This is a genomic window from uncultured Tateyamaria sp., assembly GCF_947503415.1.
Taxonomy (GTDB): Bacteria; Pseudomonadota; Alphaproteobacteria; order Rhodobacterales; family Rhodobacteraceae; genus Tateyamaria.
In genome coordinates, this window is record NZ_CANNDS010000001.1 from 324,349 (window position 1) to 344,275 (window position 19,927).

The window sequence follows — 19,927 nt, forward strand, 5'->3', positions numbered from 1 at the left end:
TGACATCTTGATTTCCGATCCGCCCCCGTCCTAACAGGGAACATGCAAATCTACCTGCCCATCGCCGAGGTATCGGTCAACGCGTTCCTGCTTTTGGGACTGGGCGGCATGGTGGGCATCCTGTCTGGCATGTTTGGCGTGGGCGGCGGCTTCCTGATGACGCCTCTGTTGTTCTTCATCGGCATCCCTCCGGCGGTGGCTGTGGCGACCGAAGCAAACCAGATCGTGGCCTCTTCCTTCTCGGGTGTACTGGCCCACCTCAGACGCAAGACCGTTGATTTGAAAATGGGGGTCGTGTTGCTGATTGGCGGCCTCATAGGAGCGGCACTGGGCGTGCTGATCTTCAACTATCTGAAGTCCCTGGGTCAGGTCGATCTGCTGGTGCGCCTTTGCTACGTCGTCTTTCTTGGCGTCATTGGCGGACTGATGTTCATCGAAAGCCTGAACGCGATCCGCAAGACCGCCAAGGGCACTGCGATCCCCAAGCGCAAGAAGCATGGGTTGATCCACAAATTGCCGTTCAAGATGCGCTTTCGGGTGTCGGGCCTTTATATCTCGGTCATTCCACCGCTGCTGGTTGGGTTGGTTGTGGGCATTCTTGCCGCCATCATGGGTGTCGGCGGCGGGTTCATCATGGTGCCTGCCATGATCTACCTGCTGGGCATGCCGACCAAGGTGGTTGTGGGCACGTCGCTGTTTCAGATCATCTTTGTCACAGCATTCACCACCATGCTGCACGCCACAACGAACTATACCGTCGACGTCGTGCTGGCGGTGCTGTTGTTGGTGGGTGGTGTCATCGGCGCCCAGATCGGCACGCGCATCGGCGTCCGGATGAAGGCGGAGCAGCTGCGCATCCTGCTGGCGATCATGGTGCTGGCCGTCTGCGGCAAACTGGCCTTTGATCTGCTGGTCATGCCATCCGAGCTGTTCTCCATCGGCGCGGTGGAGGGGCATTGATGATCCGGTGGTTCGCCTTCTTCGTGCTGCTCGCGTTCCCGACATGGGCCGAAGAGGTCGTGTTGGGCCTGAGCCAGGACGAAGTCGCGATCACCACCAGTTTCGATGGATCCGAGATCCTTATCTTTGGCGCGGTCAAACGCGAGGCTCCGATCCCGGAGGGCGAGCTTGGCGTCATTGTCACGATATCCGGCCCACCCGAGCCCGTCACAGTACGCCGCAAGGAACGCCGGTTCGGCATTTGGATCAACGCCGACGCGGTCGAGATTGACGGCGCACCCAGCTACTACGCCGTTGCGACAAGTGCTCCGATGGATGAGGTGTTGGGCATTCGTGACAACCTGCAACACAAGGTGTCGATCCCCAGCATGCTCAACAGTGTCGGCGCGCCGGAAACCGTTCTGGATGCCAGTACCTTTGTGGCTGCGCTGATCCGCATCAACACCAATGCAGGCACCTATCAGGTGCTGGAGGATCAGGTCGTTGTTGATCAGGATACGCTTTTCCGTACGCGTATCCGTCTACCAGCGGCGCTGACCGAAGGGGTCTATGAAACCCGCATATTCCTGACCCGCGAAGGGCAGGTCGTGTCCAGCTACGAGACGGCGATTGATGTGCGCAAGGTCGGCTTGGAGCGGTGGTTGTTCGCGCTCAGCCGCGAGAACCCTTTCTGGTACGGGATCATGTCCCTAGCCATCGCAATCATTGCCGGTTGGGGCGCATCGGCTGCGTTTTCCCTTTTGCGTAATTAGACTTCGGGCTCTTCTGGCGCCAGCGTCAGGGTCGCGGCAGGCACACTGCGCAAATCATCAACTCTAAGCGGTCCACAGGGCTTCGACAGTCGGTTGCGCACCACCCAGATGAGGCGATCCTGCGCGCGGGTGATGGCGACGTAGGCGAGGCGCTTCCACAACGGCTGTCCGGCTTCGGTCCGGTTCATCCGCGCCGCAACAAAAAGATCAGGGGCAAAGACCTGCACCGTGTCCCACTGGCTGCCCTGCGCCTTGTGGATCGTTACCGCCGCTCCATGGAGAAAGGTGGCGCCCATGCGGGCCGCGTAGGGGATAAATGGCTCTTCTTCGTCGGGTTTTTCTATCTTCACAATTGACGCAGCCGACACTTGCGGGTCCTCAGCACCGATGACATGCAGGCGAGAGAACCCGGGCTTGCGCCCTTCCCCCAGAAAAACGACTTGCGCGCCTTTGATGAGGCCGCGCGCTTCAAGATCGAGCCGTTTCTTGCGATGCTTGAGCGGCAGTTCCAAGCCGTCACAAATGAGCGGCTCGCCCTCGATCAACCGGTCGTCGGGTGCCTCGTATACTGCGCGGAATGCGTTGATCAGGCGAATGCGTGTGGCGTTGCGCCAGACAAGGACCGGGCTGCGGGCCATCAGGTCAACTTCAACCCGTTGCCCCCACACGACGCGTTCATCGCGGGCCGCTGCCTCTTCCACCATGGTCTCGAATTGATGAAAGTCGACCTGTGGGTCAGCGAGCGCATGCGCCAGATCAAGGATGGGGTTGTCGGCGGCTTGACGGTGGACGCGACCCAGGTTCATGACGCGTTTTTCGGGTAGCTTGTCAAAGACCATCGTCCCCGATTGGTTTACAGGTGCCAGCTGTGCGGGATCGCCGAACAACAGCAGGGTCGGGAATATCTCCTTGAGGTCTTCGAACTGTTTGTCGTCAAGCATCGAGGATTCATCGATGAAGCCGATATCAAGCGGTTCCTCCCGTCGTTTCCAACCAGTGATAAAGTCACTTCCCCGCAAACCTGCCGCGGCCAGCGCGCCGGGAATGGATTTGTTCGTCTGGTAGAACGCATGGGCCCGGTCAAGCGCCTGATCGGTCAGCCCCTCCACCTCGGGTCGGTCGCCATTGCCGGCAAGCCATTCGGCGATGCGTTCATATTCCGGGTCATAAACAGGCGTATAGAGGATGCGGTGGATCGTGGTGGCTGGTACGCCACGGAACCGCAGGACACTTGCCGCCTTGTTGGTTGGCGCAAGGATGGCAAGCGTGCGGCGGTCCTTGCGTTTTCGGGATTCGTAGTCGCCTGACACGACCTCTACCCCAGCAGCTTCGAGCGCCTTGTAGAGTTCAGAGAGCAGAAGTGTTTTGCCGGAACCGGCTTTGCCCGTGATCGCCATGACAGATGTGGCCGAGGATTTCGGCGGCATCAAAAGGGAGTCGTCCAGATCAATTCCGGCCCCCCGCAACATCTCTGTTACCGTGTCAAAGGCGGACGCCTGATCATCAGAAAGTGCAAGCTCGGTGGACATGCCGCGACCCTATAGCCGGGTCGCGGCAGGTGCCAGCAGGATCACGCAGTGCGCGCGAGTTCCCGACGCAACGTGGTTCCGAATGCGCGGTCAAACCACTGGCGAGAACGTTCGAGCGGGACGCCAGCGCGGTCCGCGACAGCGGCGGCCGCCTGATCATCGAAATGCCAAAGGCCAACGCTAATCTGGTCTTTGCCCGTTCCTGTACTGCCAAGCACCTCGGGCGACGACCCGATCATCCGGTAGATACGGACCATGCGCGCATCAAAGACGCCGACGAAGTGTTCAACGCCGAAATTCTGCATGATCTCGCCGCCCCCAAGCATAAGCGCGGCGGCAACGTGGCTGCCAGCGCCGCGCGTCAGGCAAAAGCGCGTGCATTCCCAGATCACGGGGCTGGTGATGGGGCCGGACATCAGGTCGCCGAAGTGTTCGTTCACCATCGTGCGGCCCGTCGTCGGCAGAAAACGCATGGAGCCTCCGTGCGAGCCGTCAGGCTCTTCCCATATGACATAAAGCGGGTTCAGACCGTCGTACTCGTCACGCTCGCACCCATCCTTGTCCACATGTACATCCCACCCAAGACGGGTTTTGAACTGATCCGCACGATCGCGAAACATGGTACGGGCAAGTTTGGGGTGATCACACAAATCGGAAGCGTAGACGTAACGCAGCATCGGAGTACTCCTTGTCAGACCGGGGCAGGTATGACCGAAACACTACCGGTGCGTGCGTTAACGTCTATACATACACGCGTGCGATGTGTTGCCAAAATCGGCAACAGGAGGTGTCATACAACAATCAAGCCGCGGCTCATGGCGCGCGCGACGGCGTGTGTCGTGTTCATTGCGCCCAGTTTGAAGCGGGCGCTTTCGATGTAGACACGCAGGGTATGCTCCGAAATCGACAATGTGTCGGCCACCTGCGCGCGGCTGTACCCCATGGCCAGAAAGGTCATCGCATCAACCTCGCGCGGGCTGAGCGACTGGGATTGTTCTGGCGCACGATCCGGTTCGAAATCGAGCGCCTTTTCGTTAAAGGTATGAGCGATCAGGATCAGGTCACGGCGGTGCGCCTCTGTCCATTCTGCCCAAGTTTCATCGTCACATGAGTGGCTGACTGTAAAGAGCGCGAACTGACCGTTCGGGCCCCTGATCGGCACCGAAAACCCTTGGTTCCCGACACCGTGCTCTATGGCTTCCGCCTGAAACGTGCGCGCGGGCTTACTGCTCCAATCCAGCCGCTTCCAATCCACGGGGTGAAATCGTTGAAAGCACCCCAGGATCACCGGATCTATACGCAGATAGTTGTGTTCCAGATATCGATCACGCCAATCATCCGAATACGTTCCACACCCATATTGGTCCCCGGCGGAGTCGACCCAGTGGTATACCACATGATCTATCCTGTAGTGGTTGCGGATTGCCTCGGACGCCGCCTGTAGGGCGGCAAGCCCTTCAGCTTGTTCCAAATCCTCCAAAATAGGTTCCAACGGCTGCCTCGCCGTCGTGGTGCTGACCATCTTTGGTTTCCTTAATCGCGGCGATCTCGGCCATTGCGACGATTGCTGTGTCATCCAACTGCTCTGCAAGTGCGGGCATGTCGTTGGTTCGTGCAAAAGTCTTCAAGTCGGTCAGAACGTCCAGTATCCAGTCACTTCTCATGGTCAGACTCACTCTCGAGTGGTTAATGAAAGGTTAACACAACTATAGCATGTGTTAACTTGCCTTGAAAATTCACTCATTTCCCCTCCCCAGAAATAGCGAGGGCGAGATTTCCAACCTGTTGATCCCATTGCATCGCCTTCAGAACGCAAAAACGCCCGCGACACCGTGGGGTGATTCGCGAGCGTTTATACTCTGCCTGAGCGTGTGAACGGTTAACGACGCGCGTCCAATGCGTCCTCAAGTGTGCGCAGACCCGTCTTCGGCGCTTGAACCAGCACGGACATGTTGCCTGGCTTGTGTTCGTTGCGCAGCATCTTCATGTGCGCCTCCGGCAAATCGCTCCAGGCGAACACTTCGGACATGCATGGATCAAGGCGACGCTCGACCATCAGGTGGTTTGCGGCCGACGCCTGCTGCAGGTGGGCAAAGTGGCTGCCTTGCAGGCGCTTTTGGTGCATCCACATGTAGCGAACGTCAAAAGTGCAATTGAACCCGGTGGTGCCCGCGCAGATCACGACCATGCCGCCCTTCTTGCAGACGAAAGTCGAGACGGGAAATGTCGCCTCGCCGGGGTGTTCGAACACCATGTCGACATTGTTGCCCTTGCCGGTGATCTCCCAGATCGCCTTGCCGAACTTGCGCGCCTCTTTGAACCAGTCCGCATATTCGGGCGTGTTAACCGTTGGCAGTTGGCCCCAGCAATTGAAGTCCTTGCGGTTCAGAACGCCCTTGGCGCCCAGATCCATCACAAAGTCACGTTTGCTTTCGTCGCTGATCACGCCAATCGCATTCGCACCCGCCGTGTTGATCAGCTGGATGGCGTAGGACCCCAAACCGCCTGACGCGCCCCAGACCAGAACGTTCTGGCCGGGTTTCAAGTCATGCGGTTCATGTCCAAAGAGCATCCGGTACGCGGTGGCGAGTGTCAGCGTGTAGCAGGCGCTTTCTTCCCACGTCAGATGCTTGGGTCGCGGCATAAGCTGCTGCGCCTGCACGTTGGTAAACTGGGCAAAGGAGCCGTCTGGCGTCTCGTAACCCCAGATGCGCTGGCTGGGCGAATACATTGGATCGCCGCCATTGCAGTGTTCATCGTCGCCGTCATCCTGGTTGCAGTGAATGACAACCTCGTCGCCGACCTTCCAGCGCTTGACCTTGTCGCCTACGGCCCAAACGATGCCTGCAGCATCGGAGCCTGCGATGTGATAGGGTTGCTTGTGGCCGTCAAACGGGCTGATGGGCTGACCAAGGGCTGCCCAGACACCATTGTAGTTCACGCCCGCGGCCATCACGAGCACCAGCACTTCGTGACTGTCCAATGTCGGCACATCAACGACTTCAAGCTGCATGGCCGTATCAGGTTCGCCATGCCGTTCCTGACGGATCGCCCATGCATACATTTGCTTGGGGACATAGCCCATGGGAGGGATCTCACCCATTTCATAGAGGTCTTTTTCGGGTGCGTCGTAGGACGCGATGCTGGTGTCGAGTGCCATTTTAAGCCTCCGGGCTGAAAATTCTGTGCCGCAGTGCAGAATCGACTGCGTTAAGGCTGAATATGGCCGTTCACGCAACAAAGCAACCAAGATTTACCGGTTTTTGTAATTTTATGACTTTGCGCGTGCAGCATCACTCGGGGTGATGCTGTCAGGGTACAAATCGTCAATGGAGTTGGCATAAAACCTGAACAGGTCCTGCTCCGCCTTTTCCATGACCCAGCCATTTTCTTCCTGACGCACCATTCCACGCCGCTCCATGTCGTGCAGGGCGCGCTGTATCCGTTCATTCAGTTCTTCGGCCACAAGCGGTGGGCGTGTTCCCCGGTCGGATGGCATTGCTGCTTTGACGCGGTGGCTCAGGTTCGCGTCTGGTATCGGTGCATCCGTTTGCAGAAACAAACGCGACAACAAAGGTACGAACGGAACAGGCATCACATCTTGAATCCGGTCGCGCAGAGTGCTGGCCAGGCTGTCAAGATGATGATCCGTGCCCAAGGCTGCCAGCGACACGGGCGGCCCGAATACCACCGAAGCGGTGCCGAACTTGCGATAGCGCCGGGTGATCCATTGACCCAAAAGCCTCAGTATCTCGACCATGACCACGGTGATGCTAACGCCAAAGCGGCGGTCGCCTCGTTTGTCAGCGGCGATCAACACCCGATCCTCGAGCACGCGGTCGTAATTGATAGCCACGGGCACAAAGACGACATCGCGTTTGTTCGGATCGAAACCGTCCACGACATAGGACAAGAGACCCATTTTGAGCGGCATCAACCTGCCGTTCACGCTTAGCCCGCCTTCAGGAAAGATGGCCTGGGTCACGCCATTCTCTGTTGCCATCTGGACGTACCGGGCCAGCACCTTGCGATAGAGCTGCCCGCGGGATCTGCGCCGGATGAAATAGGCACCCATGGATTTGATCAGCCGCGACAATGGCCACACCCGCGCCCATTCGCCCACCGCATAGCTGAGCGCGGATGCCTGTGCGGCCAGATAGGTGACAAGCACATAGTCCATGTTGCTGCGGTGGTTCATGACGAAGACCACGGTCGCATTGGGGTCCGCGCTTTGAACTTGCTGGTCGTTGTTCAACCCTGTGCGCACATCATAAAGCGCCGTCGCCAGCCACCGCGACACGCGCGCGCCAAAGCTGAAATAGGCGAAGGCCGAAAAGCTGGGCACAATCTCGCGGGCATAGCGGCGCGCCTGTTCAAAGGCCACGTTCTCGGGCACGTCATTCTCGGTGGCGTGCTGCACGATCGCTTCGGTCACTTCGGGATCATAGATCAAACGTTGGATCATGTCGTACCGCCGGGCCAGCTTGAACGGCTCAATGGGCCGCGTCAGCCGCTTGTTCAGCCGCGCCACCGCGCGCTCCAGACGTCGCCGGAAAAACCAACGTACGGACGGGAACAGAAAGTGCGAAGCAAAGGTCACAGCCGCGAACAGCACGATCAGCACAAACAGCCAAAGGGGGAGTTCTACGGTTGTCATCATCGCGGGAACACTTGCAGGCGTATGGGGCGGGGGCAAGGGAAATGGGGTGGCCTTTCCCCTGTCCTGCGTGGAAAGTGCGCCCATGTATGACGGAGATTCATTCTATACCCTGACCATGTGGGGTCAGATCGGCCTGGGCTTCGTATCCTTGCTGTTGGCCGCCATCGCCCTTGGGTTCACATGGCTTTTGGTACAACGCCGCCCGCTGATCATCCGCGTGCCGGTATGGATTGTGGCCTTCATCACCTTTGTCTGGGCGTCGCCGCAAGGCTACTACACCTATTACCGCATGATCTTTGATGGCTTGCCCGCGCAATCGGTGATCAAGGCGCCGCCCCCGCCAGAAGAGATTTTGGCCCTGCTGACATTCACCGGTCCCGTGACACTATCGGCGCATTCGGCCGGTGTTTTGGGCTGGTTAATGTTTGTGGTGGCGATCTGGCCGCAGCGCAGAAAATGCCGCAACGCAGCGGATTGACTGCGCCACAAAATTACCTATACCTCTTCTCGAACGAAATTTTGTTACCCAGCCGATTCACGGGAGACACCGCCATGTCGCAGCCTGTACAGAAAGACCGCCCCTGGTTGATCCGCACCTATGCAGGTCATTCGACGGCGGCAGCGTCAAATGCGCTTTACCGGTCGAACCTAGCAAAGGGACAGACCGGGCTTTCGGTGGCTTTCGATCTGCCCACTCAAACCGGCTATGACAGTGACCACGTTCTGGCACGCGGCGAGGTTGGCAAGGTCGGCGTGCCCGTCGCGCATCTGGGAGATATGCGCACGCTTTTCTCAGATATTCCTTTAGAAAAGATGAATACCTCGATGACAATCAACGCGACGGCCCCGTGGCTTTTGTCGTTGTATATCGCCGTCGCCGAAGAACAGGGTGCGGATGTATCGAAACTGCAGGGCACGGTGCAGAACGATCTGATCAAGGAATACCTAAGCCGGGGCACCTATATCTGCCCACCGAAACCGTCGCTGAAGATGATCGCGGATGTGGCCGAGTATTGCTATACCCACGTGCCGAAATGGAACCCGATGAACGTGTGTTCCTATCATTTGCAAGAGGCGGGCGCGACACCGGAACAGGAATTGGCGTTTGCGCTGGCCACCGCCACCGCCGTTCTGGACGAATTGAAACCGCGTATTGATCCCGCGGATTTCCCGGCGCTGGTGGGGCGCATTTCATTCTTTGTCAACGCAGGTATCCGGTTCGTGACCGAGATGTGCAAGATGCGCGCCTTTGTCGATCTGTGGGACGAGATTTGCGAGAAGCGGTATGGCGTAACCGATCCGAAATACCGCCGCTTCCGCTATGGTGTTCAGGTCAATTCCCTGGGGCTGACGGAACAGCAACCCGAAAACAATGTCTACCGTATTCTCATTGAAATGCTGGCGGTGACGCTGTCGAAAAAGGCCCGTGCGCGCGCTGTGCAATTGCCGGCGTGGAACGAAGCGCTTGGTCTGCCCCGCCCTTGGGATCAGCAATGGTCGATGCGGATGCAGCAGATCATGGCGTTTGAAACCGACCTTCTGGAATATGACGACCTCTTTGACGGCAACCCAGCGGTGGATGCCAAGGTTGAAGACCTGAAAGCCGGGGCGCGTCACGAGTTGGAAAACCTCGATGCGATGGGCGGGGCAATTGCGGCCATCGACTACATGAAAGCCCAATTGGTGCAATCGAATGCGGAACGCCTGAACCGTATTGAAAAGGGCGAAACGGTTGTTGTCGGTGTGAACAAATATCAGGCGGGCGAGCCGTCGCCTTTGATGACCGGTGACGGTGGGATCATGGTTGTCGACCCTGCGGTGGAGCAGGAACAGATTGACCGCCTGAACGCATGGCGGACCGAGCGGGACGATACATTGGTGCAAGCGTCCCTCGCCGATCTGCGCGCTGCTGCAGCGGCGGGCCAGAATGTCATGCCAGCCTCCATCGCCTGCGCCAAAATCGGCGTGACCACAGGCGAATGGGCCGCACAGATGCGCGCCGTGCATGGCGAATACCGTGGCCCCACCGGTGTGTCATCGGGCCGGTCGAACATGACCGAGGGACTGGACGATCTGCGCGACGCCGTTGATGCGGTCAGCGACCGACTGGGGCGCCGCTTGAAATTCCTGGTGGGAAAACCGGGCCTTGACGGTCATTCGAATGGTGCCGAACAGATTGCCGTTCGCGCGCGGGACTGCGGCATGGAGATCGCTTACGAGGGCATTCGACTGACGCCCGAAGAAATTGTGGCCGCCGCGCGCGATGATGATGCCCATGTGGTGGGGCTGTCGATCCTGTCGGGCAGTCATATCCCTCTGGTCGAGGATTTGATGCAGCGTATGAATGCAGAGGGCTTGGGACATGTACCCGTGATTGTCGGCGGGATCATACCCGACGATGATGCCGAACGGTTACGTGCCATGGGCGTTTCTCGGGTCTATACGCCGAAGGATTTCGAATTGAACACGATCATGCTGGATATTGTCACACTTGCTGATCCACAGGCAGTGGCTGCCGAATAGAACTGCAGGCCAATTCCGAACCATCGGCGGACCCAGGGCGTGGGTGCTGCCGTATTCAGCCAATTTGAGCGTCAAAACCGGACGTAACTGCACCCGTTGTTGATCCGCATTAAGCCCTGCTACGACCAGTTGAACCGGCTTGCATACGTTTTTCTGGGCCGGTGCCGGAACTTTGGCGGGTGGATCACGGCCGCTCTGCTGTAATAGCCGATCGCATCAATTCGGCAGATGTTTCGACTGCATTTTTCTTCGACGCACATGTCTGTCCAACGTCCCTTTGACACGACGCGTCACTTGCTTCCCGGAAATCTGAGCCCTTGCGCTGGAAATCATGAAGCCTACTTCCACTGCCAGTCGAAAGAAACGCGCATAGCGGGCAATTCCCCGCCGGTGACACAATTACGTTCACTCAGGCTATTGATTCTTCACAAATTTCGCCGAATAGAATGACCACATTAAATGAAACTCGGGAAAAAAGATGGCAATCAAACTCGACAAAATGAGCCGGAAGGAGCTGGAAGCGCTACGTTCTGATGTGGACGAAGCAATTGTTCAGCGCCGGAAAACAGAAAAACAGGACGCGTTGGCGGCAGCACAAAAAGCGGCAGCCCAGTTTGGTTTTTCTCTGGACGAACTGACCGGCAAAAAAGGTGGCCGCGGCGCGAAAGCGACAAGCGCGGAACCAAAGTATATGAACCCCGACAATCCGACCCAGACATGGACTGGCAAGGGACGCCAGCCCAATTGGTTCAAGGCAGCGGTTGACGCGGGCACTCCAGCGGAAAAGATGGAAATCTGAACGATTTCGGTTTTGAAATGGGCCGTGCTTCCGATGTTGGAGGCGCGGCCCATTTCTTTTGAGATATCGAAGATGGCGCCAAAGGGGATTCCTGCCGTCATGCTGTGACAGGGTGTTTCGCATCGATGCGCGTCTGGTTATTCTACAGCTTCACAAATGCCGGTACCACGGCGACCCTCCTCAGATGAAAGACATGACCATGACCGTTCATATTGGTGCAGAGCCCGGCCAGATCGCTGAAACCGTATTGATGCCGGGCGATCCGTACCGTGCGAAATGGGCGGCTGAGACCTTTCTGGACGGCGCCGAACTGGTCAACGAGGTGCGCGGAATGCTGGGGTTCACCGGGACCTGGCGTGGCCATCGTGTGACCATCCAGGGATCAGGCATGGGCATGCCGTCGCTTTCGATTTACGCCAATGAATTGATCACGACCTTTGGTGCCAAGACCCTGATCCGCATTGGGTCATGCGGCGGAATGCAGGCCCGGGTGGGCATCAGAGACGTCATCATCGCCATGACGGCAAGCACGATCACATCACCTTCGTCAGGGATTTTCAAAGAATTGAATTACGCCCCGTGTGCCGATTATGGACTGCTGGCGGCAGCTGTGAAGGCGGCGGAGACCAAGGGCAGCACGACCCATGTGGGCGGCATTTATTCGTCGGATGTGTTCTATGCCGAGCGGGCGGATCTGGACGAGCAGATGGTTCGCCACGGCATTCTGGGGGTCGAGATGGAGGCCGCTGAGCTGTACACCCTGGCGGCACGGCACGGGCGCCGGGCGCTGGCCGTCCTGACCGTCAGCGATCACTTACAGACGGGCGAGGCGTTGCCGTCCGAGGACCGAGAGAAGACCTTTGGGGATATGGTGGAAATTGCGCTTGAAGCGGCGTTTTCCTGACGCCGCCCACATAAACCCTTTACTTTCAGTGACTTGCGGCATGCAGCAGGGTGTCACCCCACGTGCACCATGCGTACACCCCCTGTGCACCCCCACCGTCACGGTTGGGTAAGGTTTCGTTAGCAGGTTAGCCGCCCTGCGTTAACGATCCGTGTCGGCACCGTCACCCCGTCCGTGGCTGCGGTCATAGCCGTTGGGGGACGGGCGTTGCCAGCCGTCAAGCGCGCCGGGGGCGGGTGCGAACACCTCGATCTTGAGCGGGTGGCATTGGGCGACGTCGGAGGTGTGTTCCGATCCGCAATCCCCGCCCGGACAAGCGCTGAGCGCGCCCAAAAGGTCGATCTCTGCCAGAAAATCGATGTGGTCGCCGGGACGGACGGGCGACGCCTTCATGAAATACTGACCGGTGTCGCGGGTGAAGCCGGTGCACATGAAGACATTGAGGACGTCGTGCACATGGCCTTCGGCCTCGGCCATGGACAGGCCGGCGTGATCGGACAGCGCGCGCGTCAGGTTCGAATGGCAGCAGTGGTGGTAGTGGCCGCCCTGCAGCAGGTTGCCCGTATAGGGATCACACCGCGTGCCAATCACGTCATGCACCGAGCCGCCATATTCGTCGATCCCGTACCAACCCAACGTGTCGTGGATCACGGTGGCCATGGGGCGCAGGGTGGGAAAACTGCTCCACATCCGTTCGCCGGTGGTGATGTGCGTGCCGTGCAGGGCGCGGGTCTTGCCTGAATAGAAGCGTTCGGAGAGGTCGTTTGCGTTCCAGAGGTTCAGGTCACCAACTTGCGGACCTTCGACCGACGAGATGCGAAAGATGTGACCGGCAGGTACCTCGAAACAGGCAGCCTCGCGCGGTGGAGCGAGGGTTTCGGATACCTTGGTCATGTCTTTTCGGGCACGCGCATAGAGCGCCATATCGGGCTGTGGCAGCGTGTCGGTTGGATAGCAAATGACTGGAGCGACAGCCCTGCGGGCGTCAGCGTCTTGGGGTATTGGCATGGCTTATCCTTGGATCGCATTTGCGCCATTCAGAGCATTTCCGCCGCTGAGCGCAAGATCGTAATCCCATCAGCTACATTCTTAGGGAGGCAGAGAGATGGACGGCAATTGCACTCGCGGCGCAGGCGCGAAGGGTCCGGCCAATCAGTGCTCTCGCAGGACGGCGCTTGTGTCCAAATACCGGGAGAACACCGACGCCCGCAACCGATCGACGATCTCCTTTTTGTTCAGAATGCGTAGCGTCTCGCTGGTCAGCGTCCCGCTTCTGAACGGAGACTGCATGCCCGTGTCTTCGATGCTCAGAAACGCTTTTACTTTCGAAAGGATAATCTCACTTCTGGGTGCGAGATTTTCATATGTCACGTTGAGAACGTCGTGATCCTTGAAGTCCCGTTTCACGTTGTGAAGCGTTGCGTAGAGGCTGTTTAACTGATTCATCATCCGTGGAATGTTGACCTTGATTTCGACCGCTTCCGCATAGTCGGCCGACCAATCCGAGCCTGTCTTCGGATGCCAGATACCAGACTTTTGGGCCCGAAGATCGCTAAAGTGTCGGTCGAGCAGATTGCGTCGATTCAGGAAAACCACCTTGATATCTTTGCGGTCTTTCAGATGCTGCCAGATATCCGCCGATCTGGCATCCTCGCGGCAGTGAAAGAAGAACAGTTTGCTGCCAACCGTATCGACATCACCTTCGGTAGAGAAGATATGATCATTCAGAAACTGGGCAGAGCTGGTGCCCGTTTTCCACCTCTTTCCATCAACCTGCGCCCGTTTTTCTTCAGAGATGTGGAAGGGCTCAAATCGAATTCTGGTTTTGGGTGCCGCAGCCAGATTGTTCATCAGGAAATTCGTTCCGGCCCGGCCATGGGACAGGACTATAAATTTTTGTGCATGTGGGGACATGTATACATTTTCACTTTGTCGGGCCTTGGCATGCAGGTCGACTTGGATTGAACCATTCGGCTGAATGTCGAGCAGTGCGGCGATGAGATGGCTTTGGCCTCGGATCCAGATGCCGTTCTATTACTGTTCCGACGCTACACTTGGGTGACTTGAGTATTCAAGCGTGTCGCGCACAACCGCAATTTGGTTGTTGGACAGTGAGTGTCCAACAACCCATGCCACCGTGACCTCAATCTCAAGGCGTTCACACCAAAAAGGCGCAGCCGCAGCAAAGCCCTTTTTGAGGTATCCACCGCCGTCAGACCGTGCGTTCGACCATCATCTTCTTGATGTTGGCAATCGCCTCTGCCGGATTCAGGCCCTTTGGGCATGTCTTGGCGCAGTTCATGATCGTGTGGCAGCGATACAGTTTGAACGGATCTTCGAGATCGTCGAGCCGTTCGCCAGTGGCCTCGTCCCGGCTGTCGATGATCCAGCGGTAGGCGTGCAGCAGGGCCGCAGGCCCTAGGTAGCGGTCGCCGTTCCACCAGTAGCTGGGGCAGGACGTCGAGCACGACGCGCACATCACGCATTCATACAAGCCGTCGAGCTTCTTACGATCTTCGATGGACTGTTTCCACTCTTTCGCGGGGCGGTTTGTCTTGGTCTCCAACCACGGCATGATCGATGCGTGCTGGGCATAGAAGTGTGTGAGGTCGGGGATCAGGTCCTTGACCACCGGCATGTGCGGCAGCGGGTAGACTTTGACGTCGCCCTTCACCTCGTCCATGCCGTAGATGCAGGCCAGCGTGTTGATGCCATCGATGTTCATCGCGCAGGACCCGCAAATCCCCTCGCGGCAGGAGCGGCGGAAGGTGAGCGTCGGGTCGATCTTGTTCTTGATGTAGATCAGCGCGTCCAGCATCATCGGCCCGCAATCGTCGAGGTCCACGAAATAGGTGTCGACCGACGGGTTTTTGCCGTCATCGGGGTTCCAGCGGTAAATCTGGAACTTGCGCAGGTTTGTGGCGCCTTCAGGTTTGGGCCACGTCTTGCCCGTCGTCATGCGGGAGTTTTTGGGAAGCCTCAGTTGAACCATTTTTGGTGCTCCTTTTAAGCGGTCAGGGCAGAAAGACCTGCCCGGACGACGCACTGTTGAGTGTCTGGTCGCTCAAGCACGGAACGCACCAGAGCGACGGTTGTTTCGGAGACGCCGATGACGGCATCCTTGGCAAATTCGCCAATCTCGCGGGCTGACGCGTTGTCGATCACGCAATCGGTGAACGGGGTGACGGCCTGTTCCGGCACCGCCGGAAAGCGGGTGACAATCGTTTCGGAGACGGCAGCCTTGGCGCTGCGGCGGGCGACATCATCCACGGCTTGAGTGGCCTCGTCACAGGCGGTGAGTGTCAGCAGGGCGACAAGGGCTGTTGCGCGGATCATGGCAGGACCACCTGTGCTGTTGCGGTGTCGCGCAGCGTTTCGAGCCGCTTGGCATCCGCGGGGAAGATGACCTTGAGCCGGTCCATGAAATCCGTGTCCCGCGCGGCCGTCCACAGCAGCATCTGGTATTCGTGGTCCTGCGCCATCTCGGCACTGCGGCCGTCGGTGCGCAGGTCGGTCGCCGCCGCCGCATCGGTCTGGAAGGACGATCCACCGCCGTAGCGTTGTACAGGACCAAGGCCCAAATCAGTGCCGGGCAGGTCGAGGCGTTTCAGCGCGCCCAGGCGATAGTTCTCGTCTGCGGTCCAATCATCGTAACACAGCGGCACGACATCTGCGTTCTGCACCCGGTTCAGCATATCGGCATAGGTGCTGAGCGCGCGGCCCATGATGCGGTTGCGATCCAGCGGGCCGTAGCCCTCATTGCCTTGTATCTTGCGCAGCAGTGACGCCGCCCAATGCAGGAAACTGCGGTAGATGATCACCAGCATTTCAGGTGCCGCATAGAGCGGCTTTGGCGCCACTGGCGGCATCCGGTCTTCGTAGGAGATCACCGTGAAGGGCTGCGTTCCGGCATGCCGCAGCTTTTGATAACGCCCGGTGATATCCACTTCGGTCCCGTCTTCGAATACCGATACACGTTTGGACGTGGCGACGGGATCCGCCCCGTGGCGGCAGTCGTTGAGAAACAGCCCCCGCCCATGATCAGAGTTCCGCATGATCCAATTGATCAGCGCGTGATTGCCCGAGCGCCGCATGCCATAGACGCGCAACACCTGCCCGGGGGCAAACGACGCGTGAAGTTCTGGCATGGTTTGACCAATCATGTCCCACCTCTTTGTCGAGCGTGCTGGTTTGGTTTCGAAGTCACCCTGAGCGCACAGCATATCGACAAGACACGACGATGTCTTAACCAGAGTTCAGACTGGCGCCGTTTACAGTTTCCAAAAGCTGTTGGGGACAAGGCTTTCATCCGCGAGTTGCCTCGAGATGCCGCGCAATCTCATCTTTTGAACCGTGCTGGAAATAGTAGTGCTTTGCATCGAACGGCACCGGGCGAGTACGGCCTCCAGCCATCGGTAATTCATCGAAAAAGAAACGCTGCGCCATTCGCGCCACACGCGCACGGTTCTTTTTGCGCTTCAGCAGGCCCAGGTTAGCGCACAGAACAAGAGGTCGCCACGTTGCAAAGACAAATTTCCATTCCGGCGACATCTCGCTATCGGGTGCCTGGATATCGCTGAGGTTTTTCATAAAGGCGCTCAAGCGCGCGCGGTCCACTATGAAGAAGGACTGCTGCAAAGGTTGCGGAGTTCCCTCTCCCGCGCCGAACATCAATCCAGTTGTCATCTTTTCAAGGCAACGTTCGATTATGCGTTCACCTTTGAGCAGGCAATCCTGTTCCACATACACAAAATAGTCAGCCTCAGTCGTCAGAGCATATTGACCGGACATCAAAACCGAACGCACCCATCCACTCCATTGACCGATATGGTCAGTTGCATGGCGGGCATTGAAAGGCAGTTCGATCCAAGCCGTTTGCGCACGCAACTCAGCGTCCGGCTTGATCGGTGAAGCGGAGTCCACGACAACAATCGACGCTGGCGACGTGTAATTTTGTATGTTGTTCAGCCAGATCTGGAAGAATTCGACCTTGCGCTGCTCATCTGAGCCCAGTTTTTTACGCTTTGGATTTATTTGCGTATCAGCTTCGTCCGAACACCACCAACCGCTGCCAATAACATATGTCGGCGATGAGTTGGCGTGACTGACCTTATCTCTATTCATCATTCACGCCTCGGCCATCTTTTGTGCAAGTGCGTATAGCTCTGTGGAGGGCGCGTCGTGGTAAACAACGTTGTCGAAAAAGGGGCGCATCGACGCTTGATATATGGATTCGAGCTTTGTGTTGACGCTTGGGTAAAGGTGCACCTCTCGTCCCAGCAATGTCGCTGCGATGCCTACATGCAGGCGGTTGGTGTGCACAATCTTGCAAGCGCCAACTCGATCAAAGAACGGCTCTATGTCGAAAGCGTGGGTTTGCTCAGCGCTGATATCAACATTACCTTCAGGCACGTCAAAACTGGCGCGCTCGACATCCTCGCGAAAAAAGAACCCAAATTCTTGTGTCACTTCACGAGCAGCGGGCTGGAGATAGAAGGCAAGGTCATGGCAAAACCGGGCATCAGGCATAGACGCAACGCTTTCGAGGTTGTCCCGGCGCCAAAAAGTCATGTGTTTTGGGTCATGATCAATGGCAAATTCATACGATGAAGGCATTACCAAGACGTGTTCGAATTGACGTGCTGCGTCCTGAAACTGCTCCGGTCTTTTGTAGTGTTTTCGAAGCGCCCCTGACCCGGTAAAGATCGCGCGACGCTTCTTGATGTAGCGACGGAACAACTCTTTGCTGCGCTTGGTTTTACTCAACTTTTGGACCCGAATGCGCTCCACTTCGATGCCAACATCCGCAAAAAATCTTTCTTGGCCGGCAAGGATGAGCGCATCCCCCCAGTTGCCGGAATTCAGTATCTCCACCATCGGCTTGCCTTGAGCCAATTCTTTCAGCCCATCGGCAAGCTCTTGGAAGCACTGTTCATTCCGAAGTGACATGGCCTGCCCTAAGCTCTTACGTCGCGAAATCGTGACATCTGAGTGTCAATACACCCGCGCTTTGGGCGCAATTTTCTTCAGATCGATGCCGCCGTCATTGTGGCTGGTGAGCGGTTGCAGGTGGACACCGCGGAAGCCGAGCGACGCCTCGTTGCCCTTGAACCAGATGAGGGAGTGCTTGCGCCAGTTCTCGTCATCGCGGTCGGGATAATCCTCGTGCGCGTGGGCGCCGCGGCTTTCCTTGCGCGCTGCCGCTGCCGTGATTGTGGCCACCGCGTTGGGCATGAGGTTGGTGAGTTCCAGCGTCTCCATCAAGTCGGAGTTCCAGACGAGCGACGTGTCGGTCACTTGCAGGTCGTCGAGCTTGCCAGCCACGCCTTTCATCTTCTCTTCGCCCTCGGCCAGTGTCTTGTCCGTGCGGAACACGGCGGCGTCGGCCTGCATGGTGCGCTGCATCTCAAGGCGCAGTTCGGCCGTGGGCACATGGCCCTTGGCATAGCGCAGACCGTCGAAACGGCTGAACGCAGCCTCAATCGACCGTTTGCTGGGCGTGGGCACAGGTGCGGCTGCGTCCACGACATCCTTGGCGCGGATGGCGGCGGCGCGGCCAAACACGACAAGGTCGATGAGCGAGTTGGAGCCCAGACGGTTCGCCCCGTGAACCGATGCACAGCCCGCTTCGCCCACGGCCATCAGGCCGGGTGAGACGTTGTCGGGATTGTCGGCGGTCGGCGCCAGCACTTCGCCCCAATAGTTCGTGGGAATGCCGCCCATATTGTAGTGCACGGTGGGAAGCACCGGGATCGGTTCCTTCGTCAGGTCCACGCCCGCAAAGATGCGCGCGCTTTCCGAGATGCCCGGCAGCCGTTCTGCCAGCGTTTCGGGCGGCAGGTGGTTGAGGTGCAGGTGAATGTGGTCGCCGTCCGTGCCAACGCCGCGCCCTTCGCGGATTTCCATGGTCATGCAGCGGCTGACCACGTCACGGCTGGCGAGGTCCTTGTAGGTTGGCGCGTAGCGTTCCATGAACCGCTCGCCTTCGGAATTGGTGAGGTAGCCGCCCTCGCCCCGCGCGCCTTCGGTGATCAGGCAGCCCGAGCCATAGATGCCGGTGGGGTGGAACTGCACGAACTCCATGTCTTGCAGGGGCAGGCCCGCCCGCGCCGTCATGCCGCCGCCGTCACCGGTGCAGGTGTGTGCCGAAGTGGCCGAGAAATATGCGCGACCATAGCCGCCCGTCGCCAGCACAACCATCTTGGCGCTGAAGAGGTGCATGGTTCCGTCATCGAGTTTCCAGCACAGCACGCCCTGACACACGCCGTCGTCGGACATGATCAGGTCGATGGCGAAGTATTCGATGTAGAATTCCGCGTTGTTCTTGAGGCTTTGCCCATAAAGCGTGTGCAGGATCGCGTGGCCGGTCCGGTCGGCGGCAGCACAGGTGCGCTGCACCGGGGGGCCTTCGCCAAATTCGGTGGTGTGGCCGCCAAAGGGGCGCTGGTAGATCTTGCCCTCTTCGGTGCGCGAGAACGGTACGCCGTAATGTTCCAGCTCGTACACAGCCTTGGGCGCTTCGCGGGCGAGGTATTCCATCGCGTCCGTATCACCCAGCCAGTCGGAGCCCTTGACCGTGTCGTACATGTGCCACTGCCAGTTGTCGGGCCCCATGTTGGACAGCGACGCCGCGATGCCACCTTGGGCCGCGACGGTGTGCGAACGGGTCGGGAAGACCTTGGTCACGCAAGCGGTGCGCAGACCCTGTTCGGCCATGCCCAAAGTGGCGCGCAGTCCGGCACCGCCAGCACCGACAACCACAACGTCATATTCGTGCGTCTCGTAATCGTAAGCAGCCAT

General features: G+C 58.3%; 20 protein-coding genes. 6 read left to right on the forward strand and 14 right to left on the reverse strand.

Going from position 1 to position 19,927, the window contains the following annotated elements:
* Positions 1 to 42: 42 nt before the first annotated feature.
* Entirely contained in the window at positions 43 to 960 is a 918-nt protein-coding gene (locus Q1A32_RS01665; protein ID WP_299610164.1) for a sulfite exporter TauE/SafE family protein, read from the forward strand.
* A complete protein-coding gene (locus Q1A32_RS01670; RefSeq protein ID WP_299648616.1) occupies positions 960 to 1,712 on the forward strand; it encodes a TIGR02186 family protein in 753 nt (250 codons plus the stop codon). Before Q1A32_RS01665 ends, Q1A32_RS01670 begins: the two co-directional genes overlap by 1 nt.
* On the opposite strand, the gene Q1A32_RS01675 is transcribed toward Q1A32_RS01670, so the two are convergent.
* From Q1A32_RS01675 to Q1A32_RS01700, 6 genes are all read right to left on the reverse strand, one after another.
* Positions 1,709 to 3,241: an ATP-dependent RecD-like DNA helicase gene (locus Q1A32_RS01675; protein ID WP_299648619.1), complete on the reverse strand. Its 1,533-nt coding sequence runs from the start codon at positions 3,239 to 3,241 to the stop codon at positions 1,709 to 1,711. The genes Q1A32_RS01670 and Q1A32_RS01675 overlap by 4 nt on opposite strands.
* Before the next feature lie 41 nt (positions 3,242 to 3,282).
* Entirely contained in the window at positions 3,283 to 3,918 is a 636-nt protein-coding gene (locus Q1A32_RS01680; RefSeq protein WP_299648622.1) for an acyl-homoserine-lactone synthase, read from the reverse strand.
* A gap of 113 nt (positions 3,919 to 4,031) precedes the next feature.
* Entirely contained in the window at positions 4,032 to 4,763 is a 732-nt protein-coding gene (locus tag Q1A32_RS01685; RefSeq protein ID WP_299610155.1) for a LuxR family transcriptional regulator, read from the reverse strand.
* Positions 4,699 to 4,905 carry a hypothetical protein gene (locus Q1A32_RS01690; RefSeq protein ID WP_299614278.1) on the reverse strand — a complete coding sequence of 69 codons (207 nt, stop codon included), beginning with the start codon at positions 4,903 to 4,905 and terminating at the stop codon, positions 4,699 to 4,701. The genes Q1A32_RS01685 and Q1A32_RS01690 overlap by 65 nt, the downstream gene beginning before the upstream one ends.
* Positions 4,906 to 5,120: 215 nt before the next feature.
* Positions 5,121 to 6,401 carry a crotonyl-CoA carboxylase/reductase gene (gene ccrA, locus Q1A32_RS01695; RefSeq protein ID WP_299648626.1) on the reverse strand — a complete coding sequence of 427 codons (1,281 nt, stop codon included), beginning with the start codon at positions 6,399 to 6,401 and terminating at the stop codon, positions 5,121 to 5,123.
* A gap of 111 nt (positions 6,402 to 6,512) precedes the next feature.
* Entirely contained in the window at positions 6,513 to 7,901 is a 1,389-nt protein-coding gene (locus Q1A32_RS01700; RefSeq protein WP_299648629.1) for a 1-acyl-sn-glycerol-3-phosphate acyltransferase, read from the reverse strand.
* A gap of 82 nt (positions 7,902 to 7,983) precedes the next feature.
* On the opposite strand from Q1A32_RS01700, the gene Q1A32_RS01705 reads away from it, so the two are divergent.
* The 4 genes from Q1A32_RS01705 (at position 7,984) to deoD (ending at position 12,127) form a co-directional block, all read left to right on the forward strand.
* The gene (locus tag Q1A32_RS01705) at positions 7,984 to 8,379 is read left to right on the forward strand and encodes a hypothetical protein (RefSeq protein ID WP_299648632.1); all 396 of its coding nucleotides are present in this window, start codon (positions 7,984 to 7,986) and stop codon (positions 8,377 to 8,379) included.
* A 74-nt stretch (positions 8,380 to 8,453) separates the two neighbouring features.
* Positions 8,454 to 10,424, forward strand: coding sequence for a protein meaA (locus Q1A32_RS01710; protein ID WP_299648635.1), 1,971 nt, complete (start codon positions 8,454 to 8,456; stop codon positions 10,422 to 10,424).
* A gap of 478 nt (positions 10,425 to 10,902) precedes the next feature.
* Positions 10,903 to 11,223 (forward strand): H-NS histone family protein, encoded by a 321-nt coding sequence (locus tag Q1A32_RS01715; protein WP_299610144.1) that lies wholly within the window; start codon positions 10,903 to 10,905, stop codon positions 11,221 to 11,223.
* A gap of 199 nt (positions 11,224 to 11,422) precedes the next feature.
* The gene (gene deoD / locus Q1A32_RS01720; RefSeq protein WP_299648638.1) at positions 11,423 to 12,127 is read left to right on the forward strand and encodes a purine-nucleoside phosphorylase; all 705 of its coding nucleotides are present in this window, start codon (positions 11,423 to 11,425) and stop codon (positions 12,125 to 12,127) included.
* A gap of 141 nt (positions 12,128 to 12,268) precedes the next feature.
* Here deoD and Q1A32_RS01725 read toward each other — a convergent pair whose 3' ends face one another.
* From Q1A32_RS01725 to sdhA, 8 genes are all read right to left on the reverse strand, one after another.
* Complete coding sequence (locus Q1A32_RS01725; RefSeq protein ID WP_299648641.1) at positions 12,269 to 13,135, reverse strand: DUF1989 domain-containing protein; 867 nt, start codon at positions 13,133 to 13,135, stop codon at positions 12,269 to 12,271.
* Positions 13,136 to 13,279: 144 nt separating this feature from the next.
* A complete protein-coding gene (locus tag Q1A32_RS01730; protein WP_299648644.1) occupies positions 13,280 to 13,978 on the reverse strand; it encodes a hypothetical protein in 699 nt (232 codons plus the stop codon).
* Between the two features lie 361 nt (positions 13,979 to 14,339).
* Positions 14,340 to 15,119 (reverse strand): succinate dehydrogenase iron-sulfur subunit, encoded by a 780-nt coding sequence (locus tag Q1A32_RS01735; RefSeq protein WP_299610135.1) that lies wholly within the window; start codon positions 15,117 to 15,119, stop codon positions 14,340 to 14,342.
* 14 nt (positions 15,120 to 15,133) lie between these two features.
* Positions 15,134 to 15,463, reverse strand: coding sequence for a hypothetical protein (locus Q1A32_RS01740; protein ID WP_299648647.1), 330 nt, complete (start codon positions 15,461 to 15,463; stop codon positions 15,134 to 15,136).
* Entirely contained in the window at positions 15,460 to 16,290 is an 831-nt protein-coding gene (locus Q1A32_RS01745) for a hypothetical protein (protein WP_299648650.1), read from the reverse strand. Before Q1A32_RS01745 ends, Q1A32_RS01740 begins: the two co-directional genes overlap by 4 nt.
* A gap of 142 nt (positions 16,291 to 16,432) precedes the next feature.
* On the reverse strand, positions 16,433 to 17,251 hold the full coding sequence (locus tag Q1A32_RS01750; protein WP_299648653.1) for a hypothetical protein: 819 nt from the start codon (positions 17,249 to 17,251) through the stop codon (positions 16,433 to 16,435).
* 3 nt (positions 17,252 to 17,254) lie between these two features.
* Entirely contained in the window at positions 17,255 to 18,076 is an 822-nt protein-coding gene (locus Q1A32_RS01755; protein ID WP_299648656.1) for a polysaccharide pyruvyl transferase family protein, read from the reverse strand.
* Between the two features lie 45 nt (positions 18,077 to 18,121).
* Positions 18,122 to 19,927, reverse strand: a complete 1,806-nt coding sequence (gene sdhA, locus Q1A32_RS01760) for a succinate dehydrogenase flavoprotein subunit (protein WP_299648659.1) — start codon at positions 19,925 to 19,927, stop codon at positions 18,122 to 18,124.

Bases quoted from the DNA above. Each gene is read 5' to 3' on its own strand.
- sdhA (WP_299648659.1), bottom strand. From the start codon at position 19,927: ATGGCTGCTTACGATTACGAGACGCACGAATATGACGTTGTGGTTGTC.
- Q1A32_RS01725 (WP_299648641.1), bottom strand. From the start codon at position 13,135: ATGCCAATACCCCAAGACGCTGACGCCCGCAGGGCTGTCGCTCCAGTC.
- Q1A32_RS01740 (WP_299648647.1), bottom strand. From the start codon at position 15,463: ATGATCCGCGCAACAGCCCTTGTCGCCCTGCTGACACTCACCGCCTGT.
- Q1A32_RS01670 (WP_299648616.1), top strand. From the start codon at position 960: ATGATCCGGTGGTTCGCCTTCTTCGTGCTGCTCGCGTTCCCGACATGG.
- Q1A32_RS01675 (WP_299648619.1), bottom strand. From the start codon at position 3,241: ATGTCCACCGAGCTTGCACTTTCTGATGATCAGGCGTCCGCCTTTGAC.
- ccrA (WP_299648626.1), bottom strand. From the start codon at position 6,401: ATGGCACTCGACACCAGCATCGCGTCCTACGACGCACCCGAAAAAGAC.
- Q1A32_RS01665 (WP_299610164.1), top strand. From the start codon at position 43: ATGCAAATCTACCTGCCCATCGCCGAGGTATCGGTCAACGCGTTCCTG.
- Q1A32_RS01680 (WP_299648622.1), bottom strand. From the start codon at position 3,918: ATGCTGCGTTACGTCTACGCTTCCGATTTGTGTGATCACCCCAAACTT.
- Q1A32_RS01715 (WP_299610144.1), top strand. From the start codon at position 10,903: ATGGCAATCAAACTCGACAAAATGAGCCGGAAGGAGCTGGAAGCGCTA.
- Q1A32_RS01735 (WP_299610135.1), bottom strand. From the start codon at position 15,119: ATGGTTCAACTGAGGCTTCCCAAAAACTCCCGCATGACGACGGGCAAG.
- Q1A32_RS01700 (WP_299648629.1), bottom strand. From the start codon at position 7,901: ATGATGACAACCGTAGAACTCCCCCTTTGGCTGTTTGTGCTGATCGTG.
- Q1A32_RS01685 (WP_299610155.1), bottom strand. From the start codon at position 4,763: ATGGTCAGCACCACGACGGCGAGGCAGCCGTTGGAACCTATTTTGGAG.
- deoD (WP_299648638.1), top strand. From the start codon at position 11,423: ATGACCGTTCATATTGGTGCAGAGCCCGGCCAGATCGCTGAAACCGTA.
- Q1A32_RS01730 (WP_299648644.1), bottom strand. From the start codon at position 13,978: ATGAACAATCTGGCTGCGGCACCCAAAACCAGAATTCGATTTGAGCCC.
- Q1A32_RS01710 (WP_299648635.1), top strand. From the start codon at position 8,454: ATGTCGCAGCCTGTACAGAAAGACCGCCCCTGGTTGATCCGCACCTAT.
- Q1A32_RS01745 (WP_299648650.1), bottom strand. From the start codon at position 16,290: ATGATTGGTCAAACCATGCCAGAACTTCACGCGTCGTTTGCCCCCGGG.
- Q1A32_RS01755 (WP_299648656.1), bottom strand. From the start codon at position 18,076: ATGTCACTTCGGAATGAACAGTGCTTCCAAGAGCTTGCCGATGGGCTG.
- Q1A32_RS01690 (WP_299614278.1), bottom strand. From the start codon at position 4,905: ATGAGAAGTGACTGGATACTGGACGTTCTGACCGACTTGAAGACTTTT.
- Q1A32_RS01705 (WP_299648632.1), top strand. From the start codon at position 7,984: ATGTATGACGGAGATTCATTCTATACCCTGACCATGTGGGGTCAGATC.
- Q1A32_RS01750 (WP_299648653.1), bottom strand. From the start codon at position 17,251: ATGAATAGAGATAAGGTCAGTCACGCCAACTCATCGCCGACATATGTT.